Origin of the sequence: Halapricum hydrolyticum (assembly GCF_025517535.1) — an archaeon.
Taxonomy (GTDB): domain Archaea; phylum Halobacteriota; class Halobacteria; order Halobacteriales; family Haloarculaceae; genus Halapricum; species Halapricum hydrolyticum.
The window spans coordinates 1-20,832 of record NZ_JAOPKC010000005.1 but is presented as its reverse complement, the minus strand read 5'-3'; the positions used below and the strand labels follow the sequence as shown (position 1 = coordinate 20,832).

Here is a 20,832-nt window from a genome sequence, read left to right as displayed (position 1 = left end):
TCCGCCACGAGACAGCGATCGGATCGGTCGAAACCACAGTATCAGATCTTGTACTGGGGACCGAGAGCGTTTTGCCGCAGAGGGCAACAGCCGTGTATGGAGCCCGGAGCCGCCGGATCGAAACACTCGAGTGCGGTTTGCGGGATCAGCGTCCGTGAGGTGAGTCAGCCGTGAGACGACGGGCCGTTCTCGCCGTCTTCCTGGCCGTTTTGCTCATCGCCACCGGCCTGCTGACGACGAACGTCGTCGCACTAGACGACGACGGCGTTACGGCAGGGGCGGAACTGCTCGCCGGAACGGATCCACTCGGGGCCGACACCGACGGCGACGGACTCGATGACGGTCGAGAACTCGACGGCCCGACCGATCCGCTCGACCCAGACACTGACAGCGACGGATTGACGGACGGCCGAGAGCACGACCTCGAGACGGATCCACTGGTGGTCGACAGCGACGGCGACAGTCTAAACGACAGTCGAGAACTCGACCTTGGGACCGATCCGCTCGCGGCGGACACGGACGACGACGATCTCGGAGACGGCCGGGAGTACGACGTCGGAACGGATCCGCTCGATCCCGACACTGACGGCGACAGCCTAAGCGATAGCCGCGAACTCGGCCTTGAGACCGATCCGACAGAGACGGACACTGACAGCGACGGCCTGAACGACAGCCGTGAACTCGATATCGAAACCGATCCGCTCGTAGCGGACACCGACGACGACGAACTAAACGACGGTCGCGAGCACGACATCGGGACAGATCCCGTAGCCGCAGACACTGACAGCGACGGCCTGAACGACAGCCGCGAACTCGCTCTCGAAACCGATCCGCTAGCCTCCGACACCGACGGCGACAGTCTGAACGACAGTCGAGAACTCGACCGTGAGACCGACCCCCTCGACGCTGATACCGACGGAGACGGGCTAGACGACAGTCGAGAACTCGACCTTGAGAGCGATCCAACGGATCCGGACACTGATAGCGACGGCCTGAACGACAGCGGAGAGTTGGACATCGGGACCGATCTCCTTGACGTTGACACCGACGGCGACAACCTGAACGACAGTCTGGAACTCGACTTTGAGACGGATCCGCTCGTGCCGGACACCGACAGCGACGGGCTGGAGGATGGCCGCGAACTCGACCTTGAGACCGATCCACTCGATCCCGACACTGACAGCGACAGCTTGAACGACAGCCGCGAACTCGATCTGAAGACTGACCCCCTTGATCCCGACACTGACGGCGATAGACTAAACGACAGCCGCGAACTCGATCTGGAGACCGACCCCCTCGACGCTGATACCGACGGAGACGGGCTAGACGACGGTCGAGAACTCGACCTCGAAACGGATCCGCTGATCGGGGATTCGGACGCAGATAGTCTCGAAGACGGGGCCGAGACCGACCTGGGGACGGATCCACTCGATCCCGACACCGATGGTGACGGACTCGAAGACGGGCGCGAGCGGGACCTCGGAACGGACCCTTCGGTAGGTGATACAGACAGCGACGGCCTGAACGACAGCCGGGAGCTCGAACTCGACACCGATCCGACGGAGCCAGATACCGACAGTGATGGACTGGACGACAGTCGCGAAGTGGATCTGGGGACCGACCCGCTCGCGGCGGACACGGACGACGACGGGCTCGAAGACGGGCGCGAGCTGGCGCTTGGCGCTGATCCGGTCGTGGTTGACACGGACGGCGACGGGCTCAACGACGGCCGAGAGGACGAACTGGGGACCGACCCCACGACGTCCGATACGGACGACGATGGCCTGGGTGACAGTCGAGAACCCGATCTCGGGACGGACCCGACCGCGGCCGACACGGACGGCGACGGGTTCGACGACGACGCCGAACTCGCGTTCGGAACCGATCCGACGACGCCGACGCCCGACACCGACGACGACGGGTTGCCCGATGAAGTCGAACAGGAACTGGGGACCGACCCCGGAATTGCCGATACGGACAGTGACGGGCTCGGCGACGGGCGGGAGTACGATCTGGGAACCGATCCGCTCGCTTCCGATACTGACGGCGATGGTCTCGAAGACGGTGTGGAAGTCAGCGGCGAGACCGCGGGCGGAGCAACGATTTCAGGTGCCGACCCACTCCGGATGGATCTGTACGTCACGCTGCTTGCGAGTGCGAACGCCGACGGCCTCAGCAGCGCCGAACGTGCCGGCCTCCGGCAGGCCTGGGCCGAGATGCCGATCGACAACTCCGACGGCTCGACCGGCGTCACGGTTCACATTACTCGAAAGAGTCTCGGAGAGTCGGTCACGACGGACGGCAGCTCCGAAGAATTCAACGAGCTGTCCGATACCTACTACACCGAGCAGTACGTCGGAGAGATGCTCAGCGTGACGCGCGCTGCCATGATCGTTCCGATCGAGTCCGACAGCGTCGCCGGACGCGGTTACGCACCGGGATACTTCTCGATCAACGACGCCGGTTCGAGCGGCACCGTCGGCGAGTACAGCGTCCGAACGCGGATCGTCGTCCACGAGCTCTTACACAACGTGATAGGCGAACTCGACGAGGAGAACAAGTGTTACTCGGAGTTCGACGGCGGCTCGGCCGACTATCACTCCTGTGAAGGATGGCTCAGCTACGATTTCGACGCCTCGGAGACCTATCTGCCCGAGTCACTGGCCGAGGAGATCGAACGCGACGGACTCCTGCCGTCGTGATCGTGCCACGGCCGAGGAGAGTTCCCGCTACGCACGCGGATCGCTGTCCGGCCCGGGATACGTGTCGCCCTCGACCAGCCCGTGGAGGCTCGCGGGATCGAACAGCCGGGCGAACGCGTCCGGCGGACGGACGCTCAGGTCCGCGTGCGGCTGGACGGACAGCCCCGTCTGTGCCGAGCGAAGCGACGCGTCGTAGCTCAGCAGGTGGGCGGCCCCACCCCGGTAGGCCGTCGCCAGCGCCGGGTGATCGCCCGCCGGGTGTTCGACGCGTTCTGTCGCCGCTGCCAGCCGTTCGTGGTGTGCGGCCGCCAGCTCCGGATCGGCGAGTTCGGCCACGACTGCCTCGGTATCCTCGAGTAGCGGGTCACTGGCCAGCAGCGCCAGCCAGGAGTGGCGACGGACGTGATCGAGCGCCTCGCGGGCCAGACCGCCTACGAGCAAGTCCGCCACAAGCACGTCCGCGTCGGCCACGACCCGCGCCGGCGACGCGTCAGTCATCGTCCTCCCGACGGGTGGCGAGCGTCTCACGGATCGCTTCGACCGTCGTCTCGTACGTCCGGGCGCGTTCGAAGAGGTCGGCCCACGTCGCCATACGGAAGCGAACGCCCGCCGGGCGGAAAAGACGACCGCCTGGCGAGCAGAAAAGACGACCGCACGGGTGGAGAGATGAGAACGTTCAAAAGCAGGGGAAGCGTACCGCGACGTATGCATCGAGTGCGATCGGCCGACGACGCCGTCGCGGGGACGGAGTCGCAGGTCCACGGCTCGCTGTCCCGCTCCCAGCGGGTGACACGCCCGAATCGCATCTCTTCGCGACGTGCCACGGACTGTTTCTGTACCTGCTGTCGCTGTTGTTGAGGACGCACAGCCGAGCGCGACACACCGCTCGCCGATCGAAACCAGGTAGCCCCGCTCCCAGACCGCCAGAGATTACAGAGACATGACTCGACATACCGACTCACACGAACTGTCCGAACGTACCGACTCACACGAACCGTCGTCTGAACGTACCGACTCACACGAACCGTCGTCTGAACGTACTGACCCACGCGGATCACTCCTCGAAACGATCGGCCACACGCCGCTAGTCGAACTCGAAACCGGACCGCCATCAGTGCCGGTCTACGCGAAGCTGGAGACGTTCAACCCCGGCGGCAGCGTCAAAGACCGGATCGGCAAACACATCATCGAGCGGCTGCTCGACCGCGGCGACCTCCCCCCGGGCGGCACTGTCGTCGAGCCGACGGCCGGCAACACCGGCATCGGGATGGCCGTCGCCGCGAACCAGCTCGGGCTGGACACCGTCTTCGTCGTCCCGCGCGGATTCAGCGAGGAGAAGCGGCGGCTGATGGCTGCACTCGGAGCTGAGATCGTCGACGTCCCCGGCGATATCGGGATGTCCGGGGCTGCGGAACGCGCCCACGAAATCGCGGAACAGCGCGAGGACGCGGTCGTCCCACAGCAGTTCGCGACGCCGCTGAACGTCGAGGCGCACTACGAGACGACCGGCCGGGAGATCCTCGAGGCGCTGGGCGAGGAGATCGGGGCGGTCGTCGCCGGCGTCGGCTCCGGCGGGACGCTGATGGGAATCGCCCGGGCCGTCCGCGAGCGCGTCCCCGACGTCCACGTCGTCGCCGTCGAACCCGAGGGCTCGACCTTCGGCGAACTGCTCGACGAGCACCGCGAGGAGGGTGACTACAAGACCGAGGGGATCGGTACCCACGACCCGAGCGTCGCCGAACTGCTCGACCCAGACGTGCTCGACGAGGTCGTCACTGTCAGCGACCGCGACGCCCACGCAGAACTGCAGCGGCTCGCCAGCGAGGCGGGCCACCTCGTCGGATCGAGTTCCGGCGCGGCCAGCGTCGCCGCCCGACGGGTCGCCGAACGGATCGCGAGCGGCGACCTCGACGCGCCGGCTGAGACGGTCGTGACGGTCTTCCCCGACTCCGGAGAGCGATACCTCTCGAAGAACATCTACGGCTCCTTCGAAGCGTGGGAGGGGAAAGCATGAGCGACGAGCCGTCCCCATCGAAAGACGACACCGAGTTCGCCACGCGCGCGATCCACGCTGGCCAGCACCCCGACCCGGAGACGGGCGCGGTCATGACGCCCATCTACGCGTCCTCGACGTTCGCCCAGGACGGCCCCGGCGAGCATCGGGGCTATGAGTACTCCCGGACGGGCAACCCGACGCGGACGGCTCTGGAGGACAACCTCGCCAGCCTCGAAGGCGGCGAATACGGTCGCGCCTTCGCCAGCGGGATGGCCGCGATCAACACCGTCCTCAATCTGCTCGAAGCCGGCGACCACGTCGTCGTCGGCGAGGATGTCTACGGCGGGACCCACCGGCTCTTCACCGAGGTCTACGAGGACTACGACCTCCGGTTTTCCTTCGTGGACACGACCGATCCCGACGCGGTCGCCGGGGCGGTCACGCCCGCGACGGAGTTGCTCTGGATTGAGACGCCGACCAACCCGCTGTTGCAGGTGATCGATCTCGACGCGATGGCCGAGGTGGCCGAGGCCGCCGACGCCCTGCTGGCGGTCGACAACACCTTCGCGACCCCGGCGCTACAGCGGCCCCTGGAACACGGCGCGGACATCGTCGCACACTCGCTGACGAAGTATCTCGGTGGCCACTCCGACGTGGTCGGTGGCGCACTGATCACCGACGATCCAGAGCTGGACGAGCGGCTGGGCTTTTACCAGAATAGCGTCGGCGCGACGCCGGATCCGTTCGCCTGCTTTCTGGTCCTTCGCGGCACCAAGACCCTGCCGGTGCGGATGGAACGCCACAGCGAGAACGCCCGGACGCTGGCGGCGTGGCTCGAAGACCACCCGGCGATCGAGCGGGTGTACTATCCCGGGCTCGAATCGCATCCACAGCACGAACTGGCGGCCCGGCAGATGGACGCCTTCGGCGGGATGGTGAGTTTCGAACTCGACGGCTCGCTGGAGGCGACCGAGCGACTCGTCTCGAGCACCGAGGTGTTCACGCTCGCGGAGAGCCTCGGCGGCGTCGAGAGTCTGCTCGAACAGCCGGCGACGATGACCCACGCGGCCGTCCCGCGCGAGCAGCGCCTGGACGCGGGCGTCACCGACGGGCTGGTCCGCGTCAGCGTCGGCCTGGAAGCCATCGAGGACCTGCGGGCCGACCTGGCGGGGGCGATCGACGCCGCGCTCGATCGCTGATACCCAGCGAGGTTGAGGGCGACTGCCCGCCTCAGAACCGGTTCCACTACCGCTTTGTATCAGCCCCGAATAGACGAAGGTATGGCTCGACAGGAAGCCCCCGTGTCGCCGCCGGTCGTGTTGACCATCGCGGGCAGCGACTCCGGCGGCGGGGCCGGTATCCAGGCCGACCTCAAGACGATCGAAGCCGGCGGCGCGTTCGGGACGAGCGCGATCACCAGCGTCACCGCACAGAACACCCGCGGCGTCCACGGCTCACATCTGCTCCCGATCGAAGACATCGAGGCGCAGATCGACGCCGTGTTCGATGACTTCGACGTGGCGGCGGTCAAGACGGGGATGCTCGCGACCGAAGACGTCATCGAGACCGTCCGCGGGTACGCCGATCGGCTGCCGAACCTCGTGGTCGATCCCGTGATGGTCGCCGCCTCGGGGGACCGGCTGCTCGAGCCCGACGCGGAGGACGCCTACGAGGCGCTGATCGCCGAGTCGACGCTGGTCACGCCCAACGCCGATGAGGCGGCCGTCCTGACCGGGATCGACCCCGAAAACGAGGGCGAAGCCCGCGAGGTAGGCCAGCGACTCGTAGAGATGGGGGCCGACGCCGCGCTGGTCAAAGGTGGCCACATTCCGGTCCCGGAGGTGACGGACGTGCTCGTCACCGACGAAGACGTGACGACGATCCGCCACCCCCGGGTCGACACCGACTCGACGCACGGCTCGGGCTGTACGCTCTCGAGCGCGGTCGCGACGCGGCTGTCTCACGGCGACAATCTCGCGGCCGCCGTCGAGTCAGGCGTCGACCTGCTCTCGCGGGCGATCCGGTACAACCTCGACGTCGGCGAGGGGGCGGGCGCAGTCCACCACACCGTCGAGGCGCGCGATCGAGCCGCTCGCGAGCGGACTGCCGAAACCGTCGAGGGGATCGTCGCGGCGCTGATCGATCGGGACGTCACGCCCGTCGTTGACGCGGCCGGACTGGACGTAGTTGGAGCGACCCCCTACGCCGAGCACGAACACGACGTCGCAGCCGTCGAGGGGCGGGTCGCCCGGACGCTGTCGGGACTCCGACCCAATCGCGGCGTCCGGTTCGGCGCGTCGGGTCGGACCGCCGAACTGTTGCTCAACGCCCGCGAAGAGCGTCCGGCACTGTCGTTCGCCTGCCGCTGTCGCAACGATTCACGGGTCGAGGCGGCACTGAAAGAACTGGAATGGGGGACGATCGATCTCGAACGCGACGGCGGACCCGGCCGCGTCGAAGACGCAATCGGTCCGGAGACGGTCGCGCTGCTCGACCGTCGAGCGTCCTCGACGATTGTCCTCGCTGAACGCGCGCCCACACTGCGGGAACGCGTCGTGACGCTGGCTGAGACGATCGCGTAGTCGCGCCGCTGCAATCAAGCGTGTGCGACACCTAGCACGGCCAGTGCCGTCGACCACCTACCGCTGTTCGAGCTGTCTCGATCACACGCTGACGCGGGAGTACAACGTCTCCCATTTCTCGATCCGGTGTCCGAACTGCGGCGAGTTTGCTCGTTTCGTCCACGCGGGCGTCCTCGAACAGTACGAGGAGTTCGAGGCGTCGCCGCCCGAGGAACTCGACTGGGAACGGCTCGACCGGATGGAGAAGTTCGTCGTCGCCGAGAAGCTCGTCCGGCAGGGCAACACGCTTGAGGACTTCGAGGTCGAAGTCCACGACGAGGAGTGACTGTCGAGAAGGACGCTACGACGTCGCTTACCACTCGACGCTGAGCCGGCCGTCACCCTCGGGATCGGGCGCGACCTCCTCGTCCGTCCGGCGGTCGACCACGTGGATCACGCCGCGGCCGTTCTTGGCCGGACAGCTCTCGGCGGCGTCGACGTGGTGCGCCAGGTCACTCTCGTCAATGTAGTACGTGCTCGGTCGGGCCAGACCGGTGTCGAGATCGAGATCCCAGTGCGGGGAGTGGGCAGCGCACTTGCCCGCCCCGATACAGAGATTGGCCTCGAAGACGATCTTGTATGGCTTGGCCTCGATCGGCGGCGCGTCCGTCCCGCCGATCTCGCTCGGTCGAATCGGGTCGCCATCTTCCCCCTCGTCGTGCTTGATCGGTTCGTCATCCGTCATCTCAGAACCCCCGCAGTTCTCCGAGGACGGCCGCGGCCGAACCGTCGTCGATGACCTCGCGAGCGGCGTCGAGACCGCCGTCGAGGGAATCAGCGTCGCCACCGGCGTAGATCCGGACCGCGGCGTTCAGCGCGACGGCGTCGCGCCAGTGGTCCGTCCGCTCGCCACCGAGAACCGCCCGGGTGAGTCGGGCGCTATCGGCGGCCACGTCCGGGACTGCCAGGTCCTCGTTCTCGAAGTCCATGCCGTACTCGGCGGTCTCGATCTCGTCGTCAGCGAGTCCACCCTCGGGCGTCCATTCAGCGAACTTCGTGTACCCTGGCCGGATGTCGTCGTAGCCTTCCAGTCCCTGGAACATGATGATTCGATCCGGGTCGTGTGCCCGGCTGCGCTGCAGTGTCTCGATCACCTTCTTGGCGAACGCGAGGTGATAGAACGAGCCCAGATGGACGCTCGCGCCGGCCGGGTTGGCCAGCGTCTCGACGGTGTTGAGGAACGTGCGGACGCCCATCCGATCCCGGCGGTCGGCGAGTGCGTCGACGGCGGGGTTGAACGCCGGCTGGTAGTAGAAGCCGAAGCCAGTCTCCTCGACCATCTCGGCCGACTCGCCGGGCCGGAGCTCGGTGCGGACCCCGAGCTCATCGAGGACGTGCTTGTAGGCGTCGTCCTTCTGTGTCGGGACACGGTCGCCGGAGTGGACGACGACGGGCGTACCCGCGGCAGCCGCGACGACACCCGCTGCGACCCCGAGGATGGCCGTCCGCGCTTTGCCGTCGTAGTTCGCGCCGCAGTCGACCGGGTCGACGTCGGGCACGGTGCGCTCGACTCGCTGGGCCATCACGTCGGTGAACGCGGCGAGTTCAGTCGGCGTGTTGTGCTTCCAGCGGTTGGCGAGCCAGAACGCGCCGAGCGTCGTCGGATCGGGATCACCCTCGACGATCCGCGTCATCGCTTCGGTCGCCTGCTCGCGGGTCATGTCCTCGGCGGACTTGCTGCCGGAGCCGACTACCTCGGTCATGAGGCGTTTGAGCGGCCACTCGCCGGGCGCGTCGCTCATCGGTGGTTCACCCCCGCGAGTTCCTCGCCCCGCCCGGCGGAGGGAGTCTCGGCGGCCGTCCCTTCCTCGCCGAGGCAATGGGCGACCGTCTCGCGGACGTCGACCACGTCGCCGACGACGGTCACGGCTGGCGGTTCGATCCCCGCTGCCTCGGCCCGGTCGACGATCGTGTCGATCGTCCCCGTGACGACCCGTTCGTCAGCCAGGGTCGCGCGCTCGACCATCGCTACGGGGGTGTCGGGCCCGACCGCCCCCTCCCTGAGTGCGGCCACGTTGTCGGGCAGGCGGCCGACCCCCATCAGGATCACCAGCGTCCCGCCGGTGGCGACGATCCCGGAGAGGGCGTCCCAGTCGAGGGACGAGTCGTCCTTGCTCGGGTCTTCGTGACCCGTAACGACGACGAACGCCGAGGCGTGATCCCGGTGGGTCGCCGGAATGCCGGCCACGCCGGGCCCCGCGACGGCGCTCGTGATCCCGGGGACGATCTCGAAGGGGACCCCGTGGCGCGCGAGGTGTTCGGCCTCCTCGCCGCCGCGGGCGAAGACAGTCGGGTCACCACCCTTCAGCCGAACCACGTCCCGGCCCGCTGAGGCCTCACAGACGAGTCGCTCGTTGATCGCCGCCTGCGGCGTGCGCTCGCCGTCGGCGCGTTTGCCGACGTGCTCGGCGCGCACCCGGTCGGGTATCGATTCGACGACGCCGTCCCCCACGAGCGAATCGTGGAAGACGACGTCGGCCTCGTCGAGCAGGCGGCGGGCTCGAACCGTCAGGAGCTCGGGATCGCCCGGGCCGGCACCGACGAGATAGACAGTTCCGTTCGTTGTCATAGCCATTAGTCTGGGGTAGAAAGGGTGCCGCGTGCCCGCCGGTAGCGGACCCGGTATCGGTTGTCCGGATCGGGCAGATCGCCCGGCGGCACGTCGGCGTCGCGGTGGTCGGACAGCTGTGCGCCTGCGTGGTCTGCCTCCAGTATCTCACGGGCCGCGGCGACGAGGAACGAACACGGTTCGCGACAGGGGAGTTCGGTCCCGCCGTCGCCTGCCGGATCGCCGGTCTCGCTGCGGTCGGGCAGCCGGTCCCCGTCCGCGCGCTCGTCCCACTCGCGGCGCTTGGCGCAGTTGCCACACACCGCAGTCGTGAGATCGCGGAGTTCCGCACCGGAGAGGTCGGCAACGCCAGCGTAGATCCCGGTCTGGCGCGCGGCTACCTCCTGGAAGGGGACGGGTTCGGGATCGTCGGCCCAGATCTCGATGGCGGCCGGGTACACCGCCGCGAGTGCTCCGAGAAGCTCCCTCGAATCCAGGTCCGGCAACACCCACCCCGTGGGGAGCGATCGCTCGCCGGCAAACGGCCGAAAGCGGCCCTCGTCGTCGCTGCGGACGAATCGTCTGAACGTGTCGGGGTCGCGCTCGATTAGGGTCTCGCGGTCGGCGTCGCGGTCGGCGCAGTGGCGCAGTTCGTAGGCGTCGCCGTCCCCGGTCACGAGGAGGTCGCCCCACTCCCGGCCGCGGCTGTCGCCCTCACAGCGGGCCCGATCGAGCCACGACAGGAAGGCCTCGGCTGCGTCGGGCCGGACCGCCGTCTCCCGATCGGCGTCCCGATCCACGTCGGCACCGGCCTCTGCGACCCGTTCCAGGATCACCTCGGGTACGAGCGGGTCGGTACCGACGGCCGAGGCGTACCAGATCCGCCGGCCATCGACCTCGCCGGGGACGGGATACCCCGATTGCGGGTCGTCGGTAATCCCCAGGAGTTCGGGGATCTCGTCGCGGGTGTGAAAGCCGTCGGCGACGAACAGCGGGACGACGGCGATCTCCGCGGCTGCGAAGCGGTCGAGGGCCTCGGAGACGTACGGCGCCTCGTCCATGAACAGCGCGCCGACCTCCGCGAAGTCGGTTCGCGATTCGAGGGCAGCGACGTGATCGTAGACGGCCTCGGCGCTGTTGGGATTGCGCTCGGTCCCGTGGCCGACGACCGCGAGCGCGGCCGTCTCCTCGGCTACGTCACCGAGCAGACGGCGGGCTCGGGACGCGATCACGTCGGTCATCGCCGGGTGGGTACCGACGGGCTCGGTGTAGACCAGTTCGGGTTCGATCGGTTCGCCCGCCACGTCCTCGATCCCGAGTCCGAACTCACGCGGGAGGACCCGATCGACGAAATAGCCCTCGCTCACGAACAGGGGGACGACGTAGGCCGTCTCGGAATCGACCGTCCGCACGACCGAGCGGAAACTCGGTGACTCCTTCCAGAACGCAGCCCGGACCTGGTCGAAGCACCCGCGTTCACGGATGGCGTCAGCGTGTTCGAGCGTCGGGGTCGCGGAGTCAGGGTTGCGATGGGAGCCGTGGGCCGCGACGATCAGCGCCTGTTCGGTCATGCACTCTCACCGCCGTCGCCAGCACGGTTCGTCGCATCGATGCGGTCTGCTGCCTCGCGGAGTTCAGTCGCGAGGGTCCGGGCCTCGGAAGACGAGAGCGTCACGCGGTCGGCGTGTGGCGGCACCGAATCGAGGTCGACGTTGTCGAGTTCGAGTTCAAGCGTGACTTCGTCGGGATCGCGACGGGCAGTCCGGACGTTGAGCACGGCGGGCGCTTGCTCGGCGAAGCCGTGGCCCTCGACACGCCCTTCCAGGAGATCGAACGTCGTGAAGGCGTTGGCCTTCAGTATGCGGTCGGCCATCTCAATCGTCGGTCGCGAGGGGTTCGTCGTTCGGGCCCGTCGGCGCGGGCGAGGCGCTCATCGCGTCGTCCTCGGCGTAGGGGTACCACGTCATCTTCGTGTTCGCGAGGTACGGATCCTCGTAACTCGTCTCCTCGGGGTCGGCGAGGTCGGCGAGGTCGTCCTCGTCGCGATCGGCGACGAACGACCGGAAGGACTCGCCGTCCTCGCGTTCGCGCTCGTATGCCGCGAGCAGGTTAGCGACGTATCCCGGCACCTCGTCAGCGGGCACGCGCATCTCCACCCAGTCGGCGAACCGCGGGTTCTCGCCGAGGCCACCGCCGAGCCCGATATCGAAGGCCTCGACTGCGTCGCCGTCCTTGCGGGTTTTCATCCCGCGCAGGCTGACGTCGGCGATCTGGGGCTGGGCGCAGGAGGCGGTACAGCCCGAGAGGTGGATGTGGAAGTCCTCGACGCCCGCGGGGACGGAAACGTTGTCCCGCAGCCAGCGCGCGTACCTGACCATCCTGTTTTTCGTCTCGACGATCGACAGTGAGCAGTACTCGGTGCCGGTACACGCGATCGATCCCCGCATGAACGGATGGGGGTCGGGCGAAAACTCCTCGAGTAGCGACTCCTCGAGGAATTCCGAGAGGTCCTCGTCGGCGATGTCCCCGACGATGACGTTCTGGCGCTGGGTCAGGCCGATCATCGAAGAGTCGTAGGCGTCGGCCAGATCGGCGAGTTCGATCACGTCCCCGGCGGCCATCCGCCCGACCAGCACGGAGAGGCCGACGAAGTGCTGGCCGTCGCGCTGCTCGTAGACGCCGACGTAATCGCCCGGCGCGTCGGCGCGGCCGGCGTTGTAGTCGTAGTTCTCGCGGAGATCTTCTCCTGCGGCCGGCAACTCGTCGTCGACGTACTCCTCCTGGAGGACCGACCGGACCTTCTCGGGCCCCCACTCGTCGACCAGGAACTTCATCCGGGCGTTGAACCGGTCTTCGCGGTCGCCGTAGTCCCGGAAGAGCCCGGAGAGGCCGGCCGCGACCGCGGGGACGTTCTCGGGGCGGCAGAAGACGTCGATGTCCCGGGCAAAGCGGGGCTCCTTGCGAGCGAGGCCGCCGCCGACGCGGACGTTGAACCCCTCGATCGTCTCCCCGTTTCGCTCCTTGACAGCGGGTTCGAACGCCAGGTCGTTGATGTCACCCTGACCCGCGCCGCGGTAGTCGCCGGTGACCGCGACCTTCCACTTCCGGGGTAGGTTCGTGTAGAGGTCGTTGCCCTTGAACCGGTCGTGGAGCTCCTGGACGATGGGCCAGACGTCGACGTGCTCGTCGGCGTCGCGGCCGGCGACGGGCGAGCCGACGATGTTGCGCCAGGAGTCGCCACACGCCTGCATCGTCGAGAGGCCCACGGCCTCCAGTTCCTCGAAGAGGGCGGGCACGTCCTCGATGTCGATCCAGTGGAGCTGTATCGACTGTCGGGTCGTGAAGTCGGCGTACGCCTCGCCGAACTCGGGGTTGTCCACGGGGCCGGTGGCGTACTCGCGGGCCACCTCACCGACGGTCCGGAGCTGCTCGGGGGTCATCCGGCCCATCGGCGTCCCGATACGCAGCATGAAGTAGCTCTCCTGACCCTTTCGCTGGTGGTACAGTCCCCACCACTTGAAGCGCTCGAACCACGCGTCGCGTTCGTCCTCGGGGATGGAATTGAACCCCTCGGAGGCGAACCGTTCGAGGTGGTCGCGTATCTCCATCCCGTAGGCTTCGTCCTTCCAGCGTTCGACCTTGGTCGGCATGTGCGTCGGGACGTGAGCCGGACGTATAACCGCGGCCGCCCCGTCAACCTTGCCCGTCTCTCCGGCACCGGGACAACGATTGCCGGTATGTCCGAGCCGCTAGCCCGAGTCGTGAGACGCACAGCCGGAATGGCGGACTGCGTCCGGAGCGACAGGGTAGAAGGTGTCTGTGTCGGGATCGACGCGGCCGAGCGTCAGCCAGTCGGTCACGCCGCGTGCCCCACACCGAATGCATTGACCAGCGACGCGGGCCTCGACACGGGCGCCGTCGATCCCGACCTCGACGAACCCCTCGGAGAGAAAGTCGACGAGACGGCACGGGCAGAAATCGTCGGTATCGAGCCGCCAGAGGTCGCTGACGGTCACTTCGCGAGTGTCGTTGACGCTGATCCAGGCGCCGTCGTCGAGCTGGTGAACGGCTGTCGGCATGGGGTATACTCCGGCTGCGCCGGGAGTAAGCCCGTCGGCACCCGCGACGATTGCCGGGCGTCACCAGCGTCTGAGCGACCGATCGAGAACGAATCGACAGACTGCACCGGCCCGACACGCGAATCGCCCGCCCATGAGAAGCGGCAAAAAATTCTCATTCCCGACAGAACTGGTAGCGATTACGCCTGAACGCGGCCTTATGAGAGCGTGGCGAGTACGGGTAGTCGATGACCGAGCGCAGACAGGCTACGAGTAAAGTCGAACGCGAGAGAGACGAAGACGACGAGAGCCGAGCGCACGTCTCCGACGTCGAAGTCGGTGCCGGGTGCACGGAAATCTGGGAACACCTGAGCGAGCAGCGGTCCGAAGCCAGTGACGACTGATACTGCCAGCGGTGACGCCGTCCCATGATCCCGTTGCTTCACGACTTCTCCGGCTCGCGGGTCCTCGTGTTCGGCGGCGGGCCGGTCGGGGCCCGGAAGGCCCGGCGATTCGCCCGCGAGGCAGAGGTCGTCGTCGTGTCCCCGTCGTTCGCCGACGCGGACTTCGGTGACGCGACCCGGAAGCGAGCGGCTCCCGATCCGGCGGAGGTTCCGGACTGGATCGATCGAATCGAGCCGGCGCTCGTCGTCGCAGCGACGGACGATTCCGAGGTGAACGCGGCCGTCGAGGACGCCGCCCGGGAGCGTGGGCTGCTCGTCAATCGAGCGGATCACTCCGGAGAGCGCGCCCCTGGAAGCGTCGTCCTGCCAGCGATGGCCCGTTCGGACCCGGTCGTCGTGGGCGTCTCGACGCAGGGCCACGCGCCGGCGGTGAGTGCGGTGCTTCGAGACGAGATCGACGCACAGCTCGACGGAGCGGGCGAGCTCGCGACGTTCGTCGGCGCGCTTCGCGACCGACTCGACGAGCGCGACATCGACAGCCGCGATCGGCGCGACGTACTCGCCGCAGTCGCAGCCTCGGAATCGATCCGAACGCGACTCGCAGAGGGCGAGACCGATCGGGCACACGACGGCGTCGAGAAATTGCTCAGGAAAACGAAGGCGTGAGGACCCTCGCGAACCACGAGCGGGGAGTCTGAGGGAATGGCGCAGTCGAGCGGAGATCGGTCGGTGGGAAGACGAGCCATGGTGGTCGGACGTCCGTCTGACGGGTGTTTATTGTATGGGTATTCGTACCACACAGTATGCCGACCCGGTACACAGTCGTCTGTGACGACGACTTATCGCGGGCGGTCGAGCAACTGGCGCACAAGAACGATCTCACCGAAGAAGAAGTGCTACGGCAGTTACTCGACATCGGTCTCGAAACGCTCGAAGCGAGAGACATCGAGGCGGTCTAGACCGGGTGCACAGACAGTTAGTTCGTCTCGAATGACGCGATAGGATCGCACGCGAAACACCCTGAAGACGGTACAGTTTAGTTGCCCCATCGAGAACGTCGAAACGCGCGGGCCCTTAGCTTAGTCTGGTTAAAGCGATCGGCTCATAACCGATTGAGCGCTGGTTCAAATCCGGCAGGGCCCATGCTTCTGCGACGAACGGGCGTGAGGAGCGAAGTATGCCGCCGGAGGATTTGAATCCCGGCAGACGAACGAAGTGAGTCTGCAGTCGCTTCAAATCCGGCAAGGCCCCACCCCATATATTTTATGTTTTTGGGGATCAAAGCTAGCGACGGTATCGTCGAATTTCACCTACGTGTTCTGATTGGATTTCGTCCCGTGAAGCGTTCATCCAGCCGATTGACGCGGATCTCTGTCGTCGTGCGCCCACTGATGAGCGACAGAACGTGGGATCATAATCAATCTCCAATTGACGATCCCGATCTGCAGGCTCACTACGGTATATTTCGCTCAACCTTCGACGGCGTCTTCCAACTCGGACAGTGCTCGCTCGAATTCTTCTCGATGTACAGATGCCCCCGACTCGATTCGCTCGACCAGAAACGCTTCGTACTCGTCGTACTCGGGCGGAGAGATATCCGCCGCGGCGACGCACTCGATAAAGGCGTCCAGGCCCTTCCGGAAGACCGTCGCGTAATGACCGTAGGCGCCATCGACGAGGTCGATATTGTCGTCGATTCCAGTGACCAGTCCGCGGTAGACCGCCGCAGCCTGTCGATACCTCTCTTGCGCCCGATAGCGTTCGCCGAGGTCGGTAAGCCGACTGAAATCGATCGCCTCGAAAACGACAGGATGCTCCTCGGTGTGTTCCTCGAACAACTTGACGACGTCCTCGCGGTACGCTTCGTGAGACTTCTCGGACGCGGCACCAAATTCTGCGAGAAATCGATCTAACATTGCGTCGTCGCGAGCGAGTTCCTCGCGAACGAACGCCTGAAGCGCACTCGTCTCGATATCCGCGAAGACCTCGTCGATGCGCTCGCCTTCATCTTCTGGCAGCTCGTCGATCAGCGACAGCAGCAGGGCGACGACGTGCTTGCACTCGCCCGGACCACCGTACGGACAGGTACACCAGGGATCGAAGTCGGGCTCAGAAAGTGAGAGCGTCACGTCGTACGGCTTCGAGCCTTCGACTGTGGCAGTGACGACGTCGTCAACGCGCCGTCGCTCGCGGATGCGACCATCGCCGTAGTAGTTCTGCCCGCGTTCGAACACCGCATCGGTGCAGAGTTCTCGGATGTCAACCCGATCTACTGGCATCGTCCCTGTGTTCGAAGCCCCAGAAGAAATCTTTCCCGACGACTCGTTCGAGATTCGGTCGGACAGAGCGACATCCTGTACCCAGCGGCGGTGGCCTCAGATCCAGTTCTTCCCGCCATGCCGTGCTGCCTGCATCGAATCTGTTTATGCGATTCACGCCGCGACTGAACGGCCTATTGGTGACTGGTAACACGACAGGAGGTCCCGATACCTTTTCGTCATCCTTCGCAGAAGCCAACGTACGGGATCACAGACGACGGTTCGATCTCGTGGTGAGAATTCGTGAAGGTGTATCCGAAGATACCGCGATACGATCATCCGAGCGTTCCGGAATTGTTCTTCGAGGACGAAGACCTCACGCTCGTCGAGAAGTTCGACGGGAGCAGCTTTCGGTTCACGCTATACGACGAACGGTTTTCGGAACGCTATCCGGACCAGGTCGAATCCGCGGCGGCCGGCGACGGCAGCCTCGTCTTCGGAACTCGCAAAGCCATCAGAGGCAGTCACCGAGACGACCTCGAAGACATCGACGGTGCCCTCCACCGCGCGGTTCGCTGTCTACGCGAGAGTGTCGATACCGCGGAACTCCGAAGCCTACATGCGGAATACGACTCACCACTGGTCGTCTACGCCGAAAACCTCGTCTACTCGACGCTGGACTACGGCTACACCGAGCGTGACCTGCCAGCACTCGTCGGATCCGACATCCTTCCGTACACTGCAATCGAGACGATGACGTCTCCTGAAAACCCCTACGACGAGACGTTCGAGGGCTTTCTCTCGACGGGGGCAGCCTGGGACTGTTTCCAACGGATCCGCGTCGAGACTGCGCCGACGGACCTCTCGTTCGTTCCTGCGACGATTCTCGAAACACCCAGTGGTTGGTTCGACCCGGAAGCCTACACGTTCCCGTCCTCGTCGCTGGCACCTGACGTCACGGTGGAGGGGGTGGTCGCGAGGAGCGACGATCGCGCTCGGCGAGTCAAACTCGTCCGTGAGGAGTTCGAGGAGTTGAACCGCGACCAGTTCGGTCGTCAGCCCGAGGACGCCGAATCGGGGGCGGAGTACGTGGTCGCGTGCTACTGCACGCCGGCGCGAATCCGCAAAGAGATTCGGGCGATGGTCCTCGAAGACGGTCGTGAATTCGGCCTCCATCTGAACGACGACCTGTATCCTCGCGTCGTCGAGGACATGTGGGCCGAGAACTGGCCGGAACTAATGCGTCTCGACGTCTCGTTCACGCCCGCCGACGTGTATCCGCTCGTCGCCGAGCGCTGTATCACAGAACTCCGCAAAATGAAGACAAACGCCGAACTGAACGAGACCGACCCGACGACTGTGTGGGAGCACCTCTCCTGACAGATGGCACTACGGCGGACAAGCGGGTCCGATCTGGATGCCCAGTTATCGAAGTGAAAATCCCCAAGCGTTATTACTCAATACACGAATTATGAATTGTATGTCGAAAGCCGCCGGAGATCCTGAACGAGCCGTCAACGGCCTCCTGTCGGTCGCCCGGCTCCTGGAGGAGCCACGACTGGCGCGACTCTACACGTTCGTCCTCCGCGAAGGCGAGGTCACCATCGACGACATCGCGGACGCGCTGGAGATGCCGCGGACGACCGCCTACTCGGACACGGGTACGCTCGTCGAACTCGGAGTGTTGACGCGAGACGAGGAACAAAAGACGCACACGTACTCGGCAGTGCCCATCACCCTTACCGCGAACTTCGGTAGTGGCGAGTACACGGTCACACCAACTCTCATCGAAGCGTTCGGGCGCTCCCCCCGGGATCAGGATCTCGATCTCCTCCTCGAAAAACACGGCCTGGGAAAACTCGCCGCCGCGCTGACGTACGCGATCCCCTACGCTGAAGGTGAAATGTCGGAGCGAGTGGCTGCCCGAGAACTCGATCTCCAGCACGCCTTTGCGATCGCTGTATTGCAGGCGCTCCGGGAGGTCGTCCTCGACATGGAGTCGGTTGATCCGTACTTCGAGGACATTCGAAGTGCCCGTGACCGACCGCCCGAGACAGAGGACTGATCGGTCGCAACGATGAGTGGGTCATTCGATCCGACGCGAGAGGACGCCGTCTGGGTCGCGGACTCGGGACTGTTCGTCGCCTGTGGTCGCCAGCAGAACAACAAGTACACCGCCCTAGAACGGTTTTCCCGGCGAAACGATATCTCGTTCGTGATCCCACAGCGCGTCTACGAGGAACTCGGCGGCGCTCCCGATCGGAGCACGCCGGGTCAAACCCCGATCAATAGTGCGATCAACGCAGGCTGGGTGACCCTCGCCGACGAACCGAACTACGCCAACAGCATCGTGTCGCGAGTGATGGACGACGTTCGGACGTTCATCGCACAGTCGTCGAACCGCCGAGAGGATCAGATCGAGAAGGCCGATACCGCGCTCGCGGCCGTTGCGGCGGAACGACTCGATTCGGGTGACGCTGCCTTCGCGTATATCGTGACGACCGACATCGACGCTGGTGAGGGAATCGTCTCCGCGTTTTCGAGAAACGGCTTCGACGAGCAAGTCGAGCTGAAAGACGGATTCGAATTGATCGAGGAAATTACCTGAGGCGCATTCTCTACAGATTCGGCATCTCAGCGGGTGAATCGCCACCGAATAGCTAGCTCATAGCCATGCAGACTGCGGACCTTCCCCGGCAGGGCCCACCCACAGTTTGCACGATGGTGACCTATGAATTCGTGACTTTCAGACCCAGTATCGACCATTTTCTAATATGGCGCCGGTCGAGAGACGCACGCAGGTTCTGGAATTCAACCATGCGATGAATGCGGGCCGCTGACGTCGCGCCTTCTGTGATGTCCGGTTCTGTTGAAACTGTCGAGGAGGTATACAAACGGACGCTGAATCTAGAGGACGAGTGGAGCAAGATAAACGAGAATTATTCGTCAGTCAGTCGTTGGCTTTTCTCGAAGCTACCGAATCTGATGCGCGATTCAAATCTAAGACCTTGTGCGTCACTTCGCTGGGTAGCTACATGAGATTATCATCAAATTCAGAGACGATCGAACCAAGCATCCCGTCGGAGGCTCCTTCTTGAGTTTCTATTGCCGATTCTGAGCGTGAAGTCGTCTCAGTTGTTTTTGCTTGGTTATCCTCGCTATCCTGGGTATCATTTGAGGCGTCGTGTCCGCACGGATAGTTGGCGAGTGAGAGGAACGAAACCTACCGCCGGCCGGTCCTGCGCAACATGGCTGCGCAGATGGACCCACAGCCAGTAGGCCAGATCTCCAGCGCCCGACGCATAGAGCGGGCCACAGTCTCTCTCTCGGGACAAATGACCAGGGTCTTCGTTTTATATAATACTCTCTTCAGTTCCACAATCCCGTGAGAAACGCCACTCACCGTGGTTACTCCCGGATTCGTCGGAGTGGCGTTCTCGTCTTCAGGTGCGATGACTTTGTATTTGAAGCGGAAATTCGGTTGAATCAGGACTGTCTCTATACACTTATGGAAGCGACAGTCGAGCAGACTGAATCAGCGCCCGACAACGAGACGCTCGTCCGCGCAAAAGGTATCGAGAAAACGTACGACTCGGTAGTGCCGTTCACCCGTTCGGTGTCGGTCCTCTCCGGAGCCGACCTCGAGATCCAGCGAGGAGAGGTCGTCGGCATCGTCGGCGCGAACGGGGCGGGGAAGTCCACACTGATGAACATCCTCGTGGGCGTGCTCGACCACGACGGTGGAGCCGTCAAACGGTCCGGCACCGTCGGCTGGTGTCCCCAGGAACCGCTGCTCTACGACCGACTCACGGTATCCGAGACGTTCCGACTGTTCGGGTCGGGCTACGGGATGAGTCACGAGGAGATCGAAGACGCGAAACGTCGCCTCGCCGAGAGATTGGATTTCGAGCAGTACCTCGATTACCGGATCGATCAGCTCAGCGGCGGCAACCGACAGAAGGTCAACCTCGGCGTCGCGCTCATGCACGATCCGGACGTACTCATGCTCGACGAGCCCTACACCGGCTTCGACTGGGAGACGTACCTCCAGTTCTGGGATCTTGCGAAGGAACTCGCCGCCGACGGCACCGCCGTCGTGATGATCTCGCATCTCATCGAGGAGCGAAGCCGCCTCGATCGCATCTACGAACTCAGCTTTGCACGTTAGCGTCAGCTGTTGAATGAACGAACAGGTGATCGATTTCTTCCATCAGGTCATCGACGCCACGATCATTATTGTCCCGA

21 protein-coding genes and 1 tRNA gene are annotated in these 20,832 nt (G+C 64.9%); 13 read left to right on the top strand and 9 right to left on the bottom strand.

Annotation, left to right across the window (positions count from 1 at the left end):
• Positions 1-170: 170 nt before the first annotated feature.
• Complete coding sequence (locus tag OB916_RS06700) at positions 171-2,702, top strand: hypothetical protein (RefSeq protein WP_315908519.1); 2,532 nt, start codon at positions 171-173, stop codon at positions 2,700-2,702.
• A gap of 27 nt (positions 2,703-2,729) precedes the next feature.
• On the opposite strand, the gene OB916_RS06695 is transcribed toward OB916_RS06700, so the two are convergent.
• Positions 2,730-3,200, bottom strand: coding sequence for a DUF7384 family protein (locus OB916_RS06695; protein WP_315908518.1), 471 nt, complete (start codon positions 3,198-3,200; stop codon positions 2,730-2,732).
• A 442-nt stretch (positions 3,201-3,642) separates the two neighbouring features.
• On the opposite strand from OB916_RS06695, the gene OB916_RS06690 reads away from it, so the two are divergent.
• The 4 genes from OB916_RS06690 to OB916_RS06675 all read left to right on the top strand — a co-directional run bounded on the left by OB916_RS06690 (position 3,643) and on the right by OB916_RS06675 (position 7,605).
• Positions 3,643-4,716, top strand: coding sequence for a PLP-dependent cysteine synthase family protein (locus OB916_RS06690; protein ID WP_315908517.1), 1,074 nt, complete (start codon positions 3,643-3,645; stop codon positions 4,714-4,716).
• On the top strand, positions 4,713-5,897 hold the full coding sequence (locus OB916_RS06685) for a cystathionine gamma-synthase (RefSeq protein WP_315908516.1): 1,185 nt from the start codon (positions 4,713-4,715) through the stop codon (positions 5,895-5,897). Before OB916_RS06690 ends, OB916_RS06685 begins: the two co-directional genes overlap by 4 nt.
• Before the next feature lie 81 nt (positions 5,898-5,978).
• Positions 5,979-7,280: a bifunctional hydroxymethylpyrimidine kinase/phosphomethylpyrimidine kinase gene (gene thiD, locus OB916_RS06680; RefSeq protein ID WP_315908515.1), complete on the top strand. Its 1,302-nt coding sequence runs from the start codon at positions 5,979-5,981 to the stop codon at positions 7,278-7,280.
• A 43-nt stretch (positions 7,281-7,323) separates the two neighbouring features.
• Positions 7,324-7,605, top strand: coding sequence for a hypothetical protein (locus OB916_RS06675; protein WP_315908514.1), 282 nt, complete (start codon positions 7,324-7,326; stop codon positions 7,603-7,605).
• Between the two features lie 27 nt (positions 7,606-7,632).
• Here OB916_RS06675 and OB916_RS06670 read toward each other — a convergent pair whose 3' ends face one another.
• The 7 genes from OB916_RS06670 to OB916_RS06640 all read right to left on the bottom strand — a co-directional run bounded on the left by OB916_RS06670 (position 7,633) and on the right by OB916_RS06640 (position 13,946).
• The gene (locus OB916_RS06670) at positions 7,633-8,004 is read right to left on the bottom strand and encodes a ferredoxin (RefSeq protein ID WP_315908513.1); all 372 of its coding nucleotides are present in this window, start codon (positions 8,002-8,004) and stop codon (positions 7,633-7,635) included.
• A gap of 1 nt (position 8,005) precedes the next feature.
• Complete coding sequence (locus OB916_RS06665) at positions 8,006-9,061, bottom strand: anthranilate phosphoribosyltransferase (RefSeq protein WP_315908512.1); 1,056 nt, start codon at positions 9,059-9,061, stop codon at positions 8,006-8,008.
• A complete protein-coding gene (gene cobA / locus OB916_RS06660; RefSeq protein ID WP_315908511.1) occupies positions 9,058-9,894 on the bottom strand; it encodes a uroporphyrinogen-III C-methyltransferase in 837 nt (278 codons plus the stop codon). Before cobA ends, OB916_RS06665 begins: the two co-directional genes overlap by 4 nt.
• Complete coding sequence (locus OB916_RS06655; RefSeq protein ID WP_315908510.1) at positions 9,894-11,438, bottom strand: CbiX/SirB N-terminal domain-containing protein; 1,545 nt, start codon at positions 11,436-11,438, stop codon at positions 9,894-9,896. The genes cobA and OB916_RS06655 overlap by 1 nt, the downstream gene beginning before the upstream one ends.
• Positions 11,435-11,740 carry a DUF6360 family protein gene (locus tag OB916_RS06650; protein ID WP_315908509.1) on the bottom strand — a complete coding sequence of 102 codons (306 nt, stop codon included), beginning with the start codon at positions 11,738-11,740 and terminating at the stop codon, positions 11,435-11,437. The genes OB916_RS06655 and OB916_RS06650 overlap by 4 nt, the downstream gene beginning before the upstream one ends.
• Position 11,741: 1 nt before the next feature.
• Complete coding sequence (locus OB916_RS06645; RefSeq protein WP_315908508.1) at positions 11,742-13,517, bottom strand: nitrite/sulfite reductase; 1,776 nt, start codon at positions 13,515-13,517, stop codon at positions 11,742-11,744.
• Positions 13,518-13,616: 99 nt separating this feature from the next.
• On the bottom strand, positions 13,617-13,946 hold the full coding sequence (locus OB916_RS06640; RefSeq protein ID WP_315908507.1) for a hypothetical protein: 330 nt from the start codon (positions 13,944-13,946) through the stop codon (positions 13,617-13,619).
• A 227-nt stretch (positions 13,947-14,173) separates the two neighbouring features.
• Between OB916_RS06640 and OB916_RS06635 the strand changes: the two genes are divergently transcribed.
• From OB916_RS06635 to OB916_RS06620, 4 genes are all read left to right on the top strand, one after another.
• Positions 14,174-14,329 carry a hypothetical protein gene (locus tag OB916_RS06635; RefSeq protein WP_315908506.1) on the top strand — a complete coding sequence of 52 codons (156 nt, stop codon included), beginning with the start codon at positions 14,174-14,176 and terminating at the stop codon, positions 14,327-14,329.
• Between the two features lie 24 nt (positions 14,330-14,353).
• Positions 14,354-14,995, top strand: a complete 642-nt coding sequence (locus OB916_RS06630; protein ID WP_315908505.1) for a precorrin-2 dehydrogenase/sirohydrochlorin ferrochelatase family protein — start codon at positions 14,354-14,356, stop codon at positions 14,993-14,995.
• Between the two features lie 137 nt (positions 14,996-15,132).
• Positions 15,133-15,288, top strand: a complete 156-nt coding sequence (locus tag OB916_RS06625) for a CopG family transcriptional regulator (RefSeq protein ID WP_315908504.1) — start codon at positions 15,133-15,135, stop codon at positions 15,286-15,288.
• Between the two features lie 109 nt (positions 15,289-15,397).
• Positions 15,398-15,472: transfer RNA gene (locus tag OB916_RS06620), tRNA-Ile, on the top strand.
• Between the two features lie 326 nt (positions 15,473-15,798).
• On the opposite strand, the gene OB916_RS06615 is transcribed toward OB916_RS06620, so the two are convergent.
• Entirely contained in the window at positions 15,799-16,608 is an 810-nt protein-coding gene (locus OB916_RS06615) for an SWIM zinc finger family protein (protein ID WP_315908503.1), read from the bottom strand.
• 282 nt (positions 16,609-16,890) lie between these two features.
• Between OB916_RS06615 and OB916_RS06610 the strand changes: the two genes are divergently transcribed.
• From OB916_RS06610 to OB916_RS06595, 4 genes are all read left to right on the top strand, one after another.
• Positions 16,891-17,967 carry a hypothetical protein gene (locus OB916_RS06610; RefSeq protein WP_315908502.1) on the top strand — a complete coding sequence of 359 codons (1,077 nt, stop codon included), beginning with the start codon at positions 16,891-16,893 and terminating at the stop codon, positions 17,965-17,967.
• A 100-nt stretch (positions 17,968-18,067) separates the two neighbouring features.
• Positions 18,068-18,652 (top strand): DUF7437 domain-containing protein, encoded by a 585-nt coding sequence (locus OB916_RS06605; protein WP_315908501.1) that lies wholly within the window; start codon positions 18,068-18,070, stop codon positions 18,650-18,652.
• 12 nt (positions 18,653-18,664) lie between these two features.
• Positions 18,665-19,195 carry a hypothetical protein gene (locus OB916_RS06600; protein ID WP_315908500.1) on the top strand — a complete coding sequence of 177 codons (531 nt, stop codon included), beginning with the start codon at positions 18,665-18,667 and terminating at the stop codon, positions 19,193-19,195.
• A 900-nt stretch (positions 19,196-20,095) separates the two neighbouring features.
• The gene (locus OB916_RS06595; RefSeq protein ID WP_315908499.1) at positions 20,096-20,755 is read left to right on the top strand and encodes an ABC transporter ATP-binding protein; all 660 of its coding nucleotides are present in this window, start codon (positions 20,096-20,098) and stop codon (positions 20,753-20,755) included.
• The last annotated feature ends 77 nt before the right edge of the window (positions 20,756-20,832 follow it).

Coding starts and splice junctions, on each gene's coding strand:
- OB916_RS06695 (WP_315908518.1), bottom strand. CDS start 3,200: ATGACTGACGCGTCGCCGGCGCGGGTCGTGGCCGACGCGGACGTGCTT.
- OB916_RS06690 (WP_315908517.1), top strand. CDS start 3,643: ATGACTCGACATACCGACTCACACGAACTGTCCGAACGTACCGACTCA.
- OB916_RS06685 (WP_315908516.1), top strand. CDS start 4,713: ATGAGCGACGAGCCGTCCCCATCGAAAGACGACACCGAGTTCGCCACG.
- thiD (WP_315908515.1), top strand. CDS start 5,979: ATGGCTCGACAGGAAGCCCCCGTGTCGCCGCCGGTCGTGTTGACCATC.
- OB916_RS06670 (WP_315908513.1), bottom strand. CDS start 8,004: ATGACGGATGACGAACCGATCAAGCACGACGAGGGGGAAGATGGCGAC.
- OB916_RS06665 (WP_315908512.1), bottom strand. CDS start 9,061: ATGAGCGACGCGCCCGGCGAGTGGCCGCTCAAACGCCTCATGACCGAG.
- cobA (WP_315908511.1), bottom strand. CDS start 9,894: ATGGCTATGACAACGAACGGAACTGTCTATCTCGTCGGTGCCGGCCCG.
- OB916_RS06655 (WP_315908510.1), bottom strand. CDS start 11,438: ATGACCGAACAGGCGCTGATCGTCGCGGCCCACGGCTCCCATCGCAAC.
- OB916_RS06650 (WP_315908509.1), bottom strand. CDS start 11,740: ATGGCCGACCGCATACTGAAGGCCAACGCCTTCACGACGTTCGATCTC.
- OB916_RS06645 (WP_315908508.1), bottom strand. CDS start 13,517: ATGCCGACCAAGGTCGAACGCTGGAAGGACGAAGCCTACGGGATGGAG.
- OB916_RS06640 (WP_315908507.1), bottom strand. CDS start 13,946: ATGCCGACAGCCGTTCACCAGCTCGACGACGGCGCCTGGATCAGCGTC.
- OB916_RS06635 (WP_315908506.1), top strand. CDS start 14,174: ATGACCGAGCGCAGACAGGCTACGAGTAAAGTCGAACGCGAGAGAGAC.
- OB916_RS06630 (WP_315908505.1), top strand. CDS start 14,354: ATGATCCCGTTGCTTCACGACTTCTCCGGCTCGCGGGTCCTCGTGTTC.
- OB916_RS06625 (WP_315908504.1), top strand. CDS start 15,133: ATGCCGACCCGGTACACAGTCGTCTGTGACGACGACTTATCGCGGGCG.
- OB916_RS06615 (WP_315908503.1), bottom strand. CDS start 16,608: ATGCCAGTAGATCGGGTTGACATCCGAGAACTCTGCACCGATGCGGTG.
- OB916_RS06605 (WP_315908501.1), top strand. CDS start 18,068: ATGTCGAAAGCCGCCGGAGATCCTGAACGAGCCGTCAACGGCCTCCTG.
- OB916_RS06600 (WP_315908500.1), top strand. CDS start 18,665: ATGAGTGGGTCATTCGATCCGACGCGAGAGGACGCCGTCTGGGTCGCG.
- OB916_RS06595 (WP_315908499.1), top strand. CDS start 20,096: ATGGAAGCGACAGTCGAGCAGACTGAATCAGCGCCCGACAACGAGACG.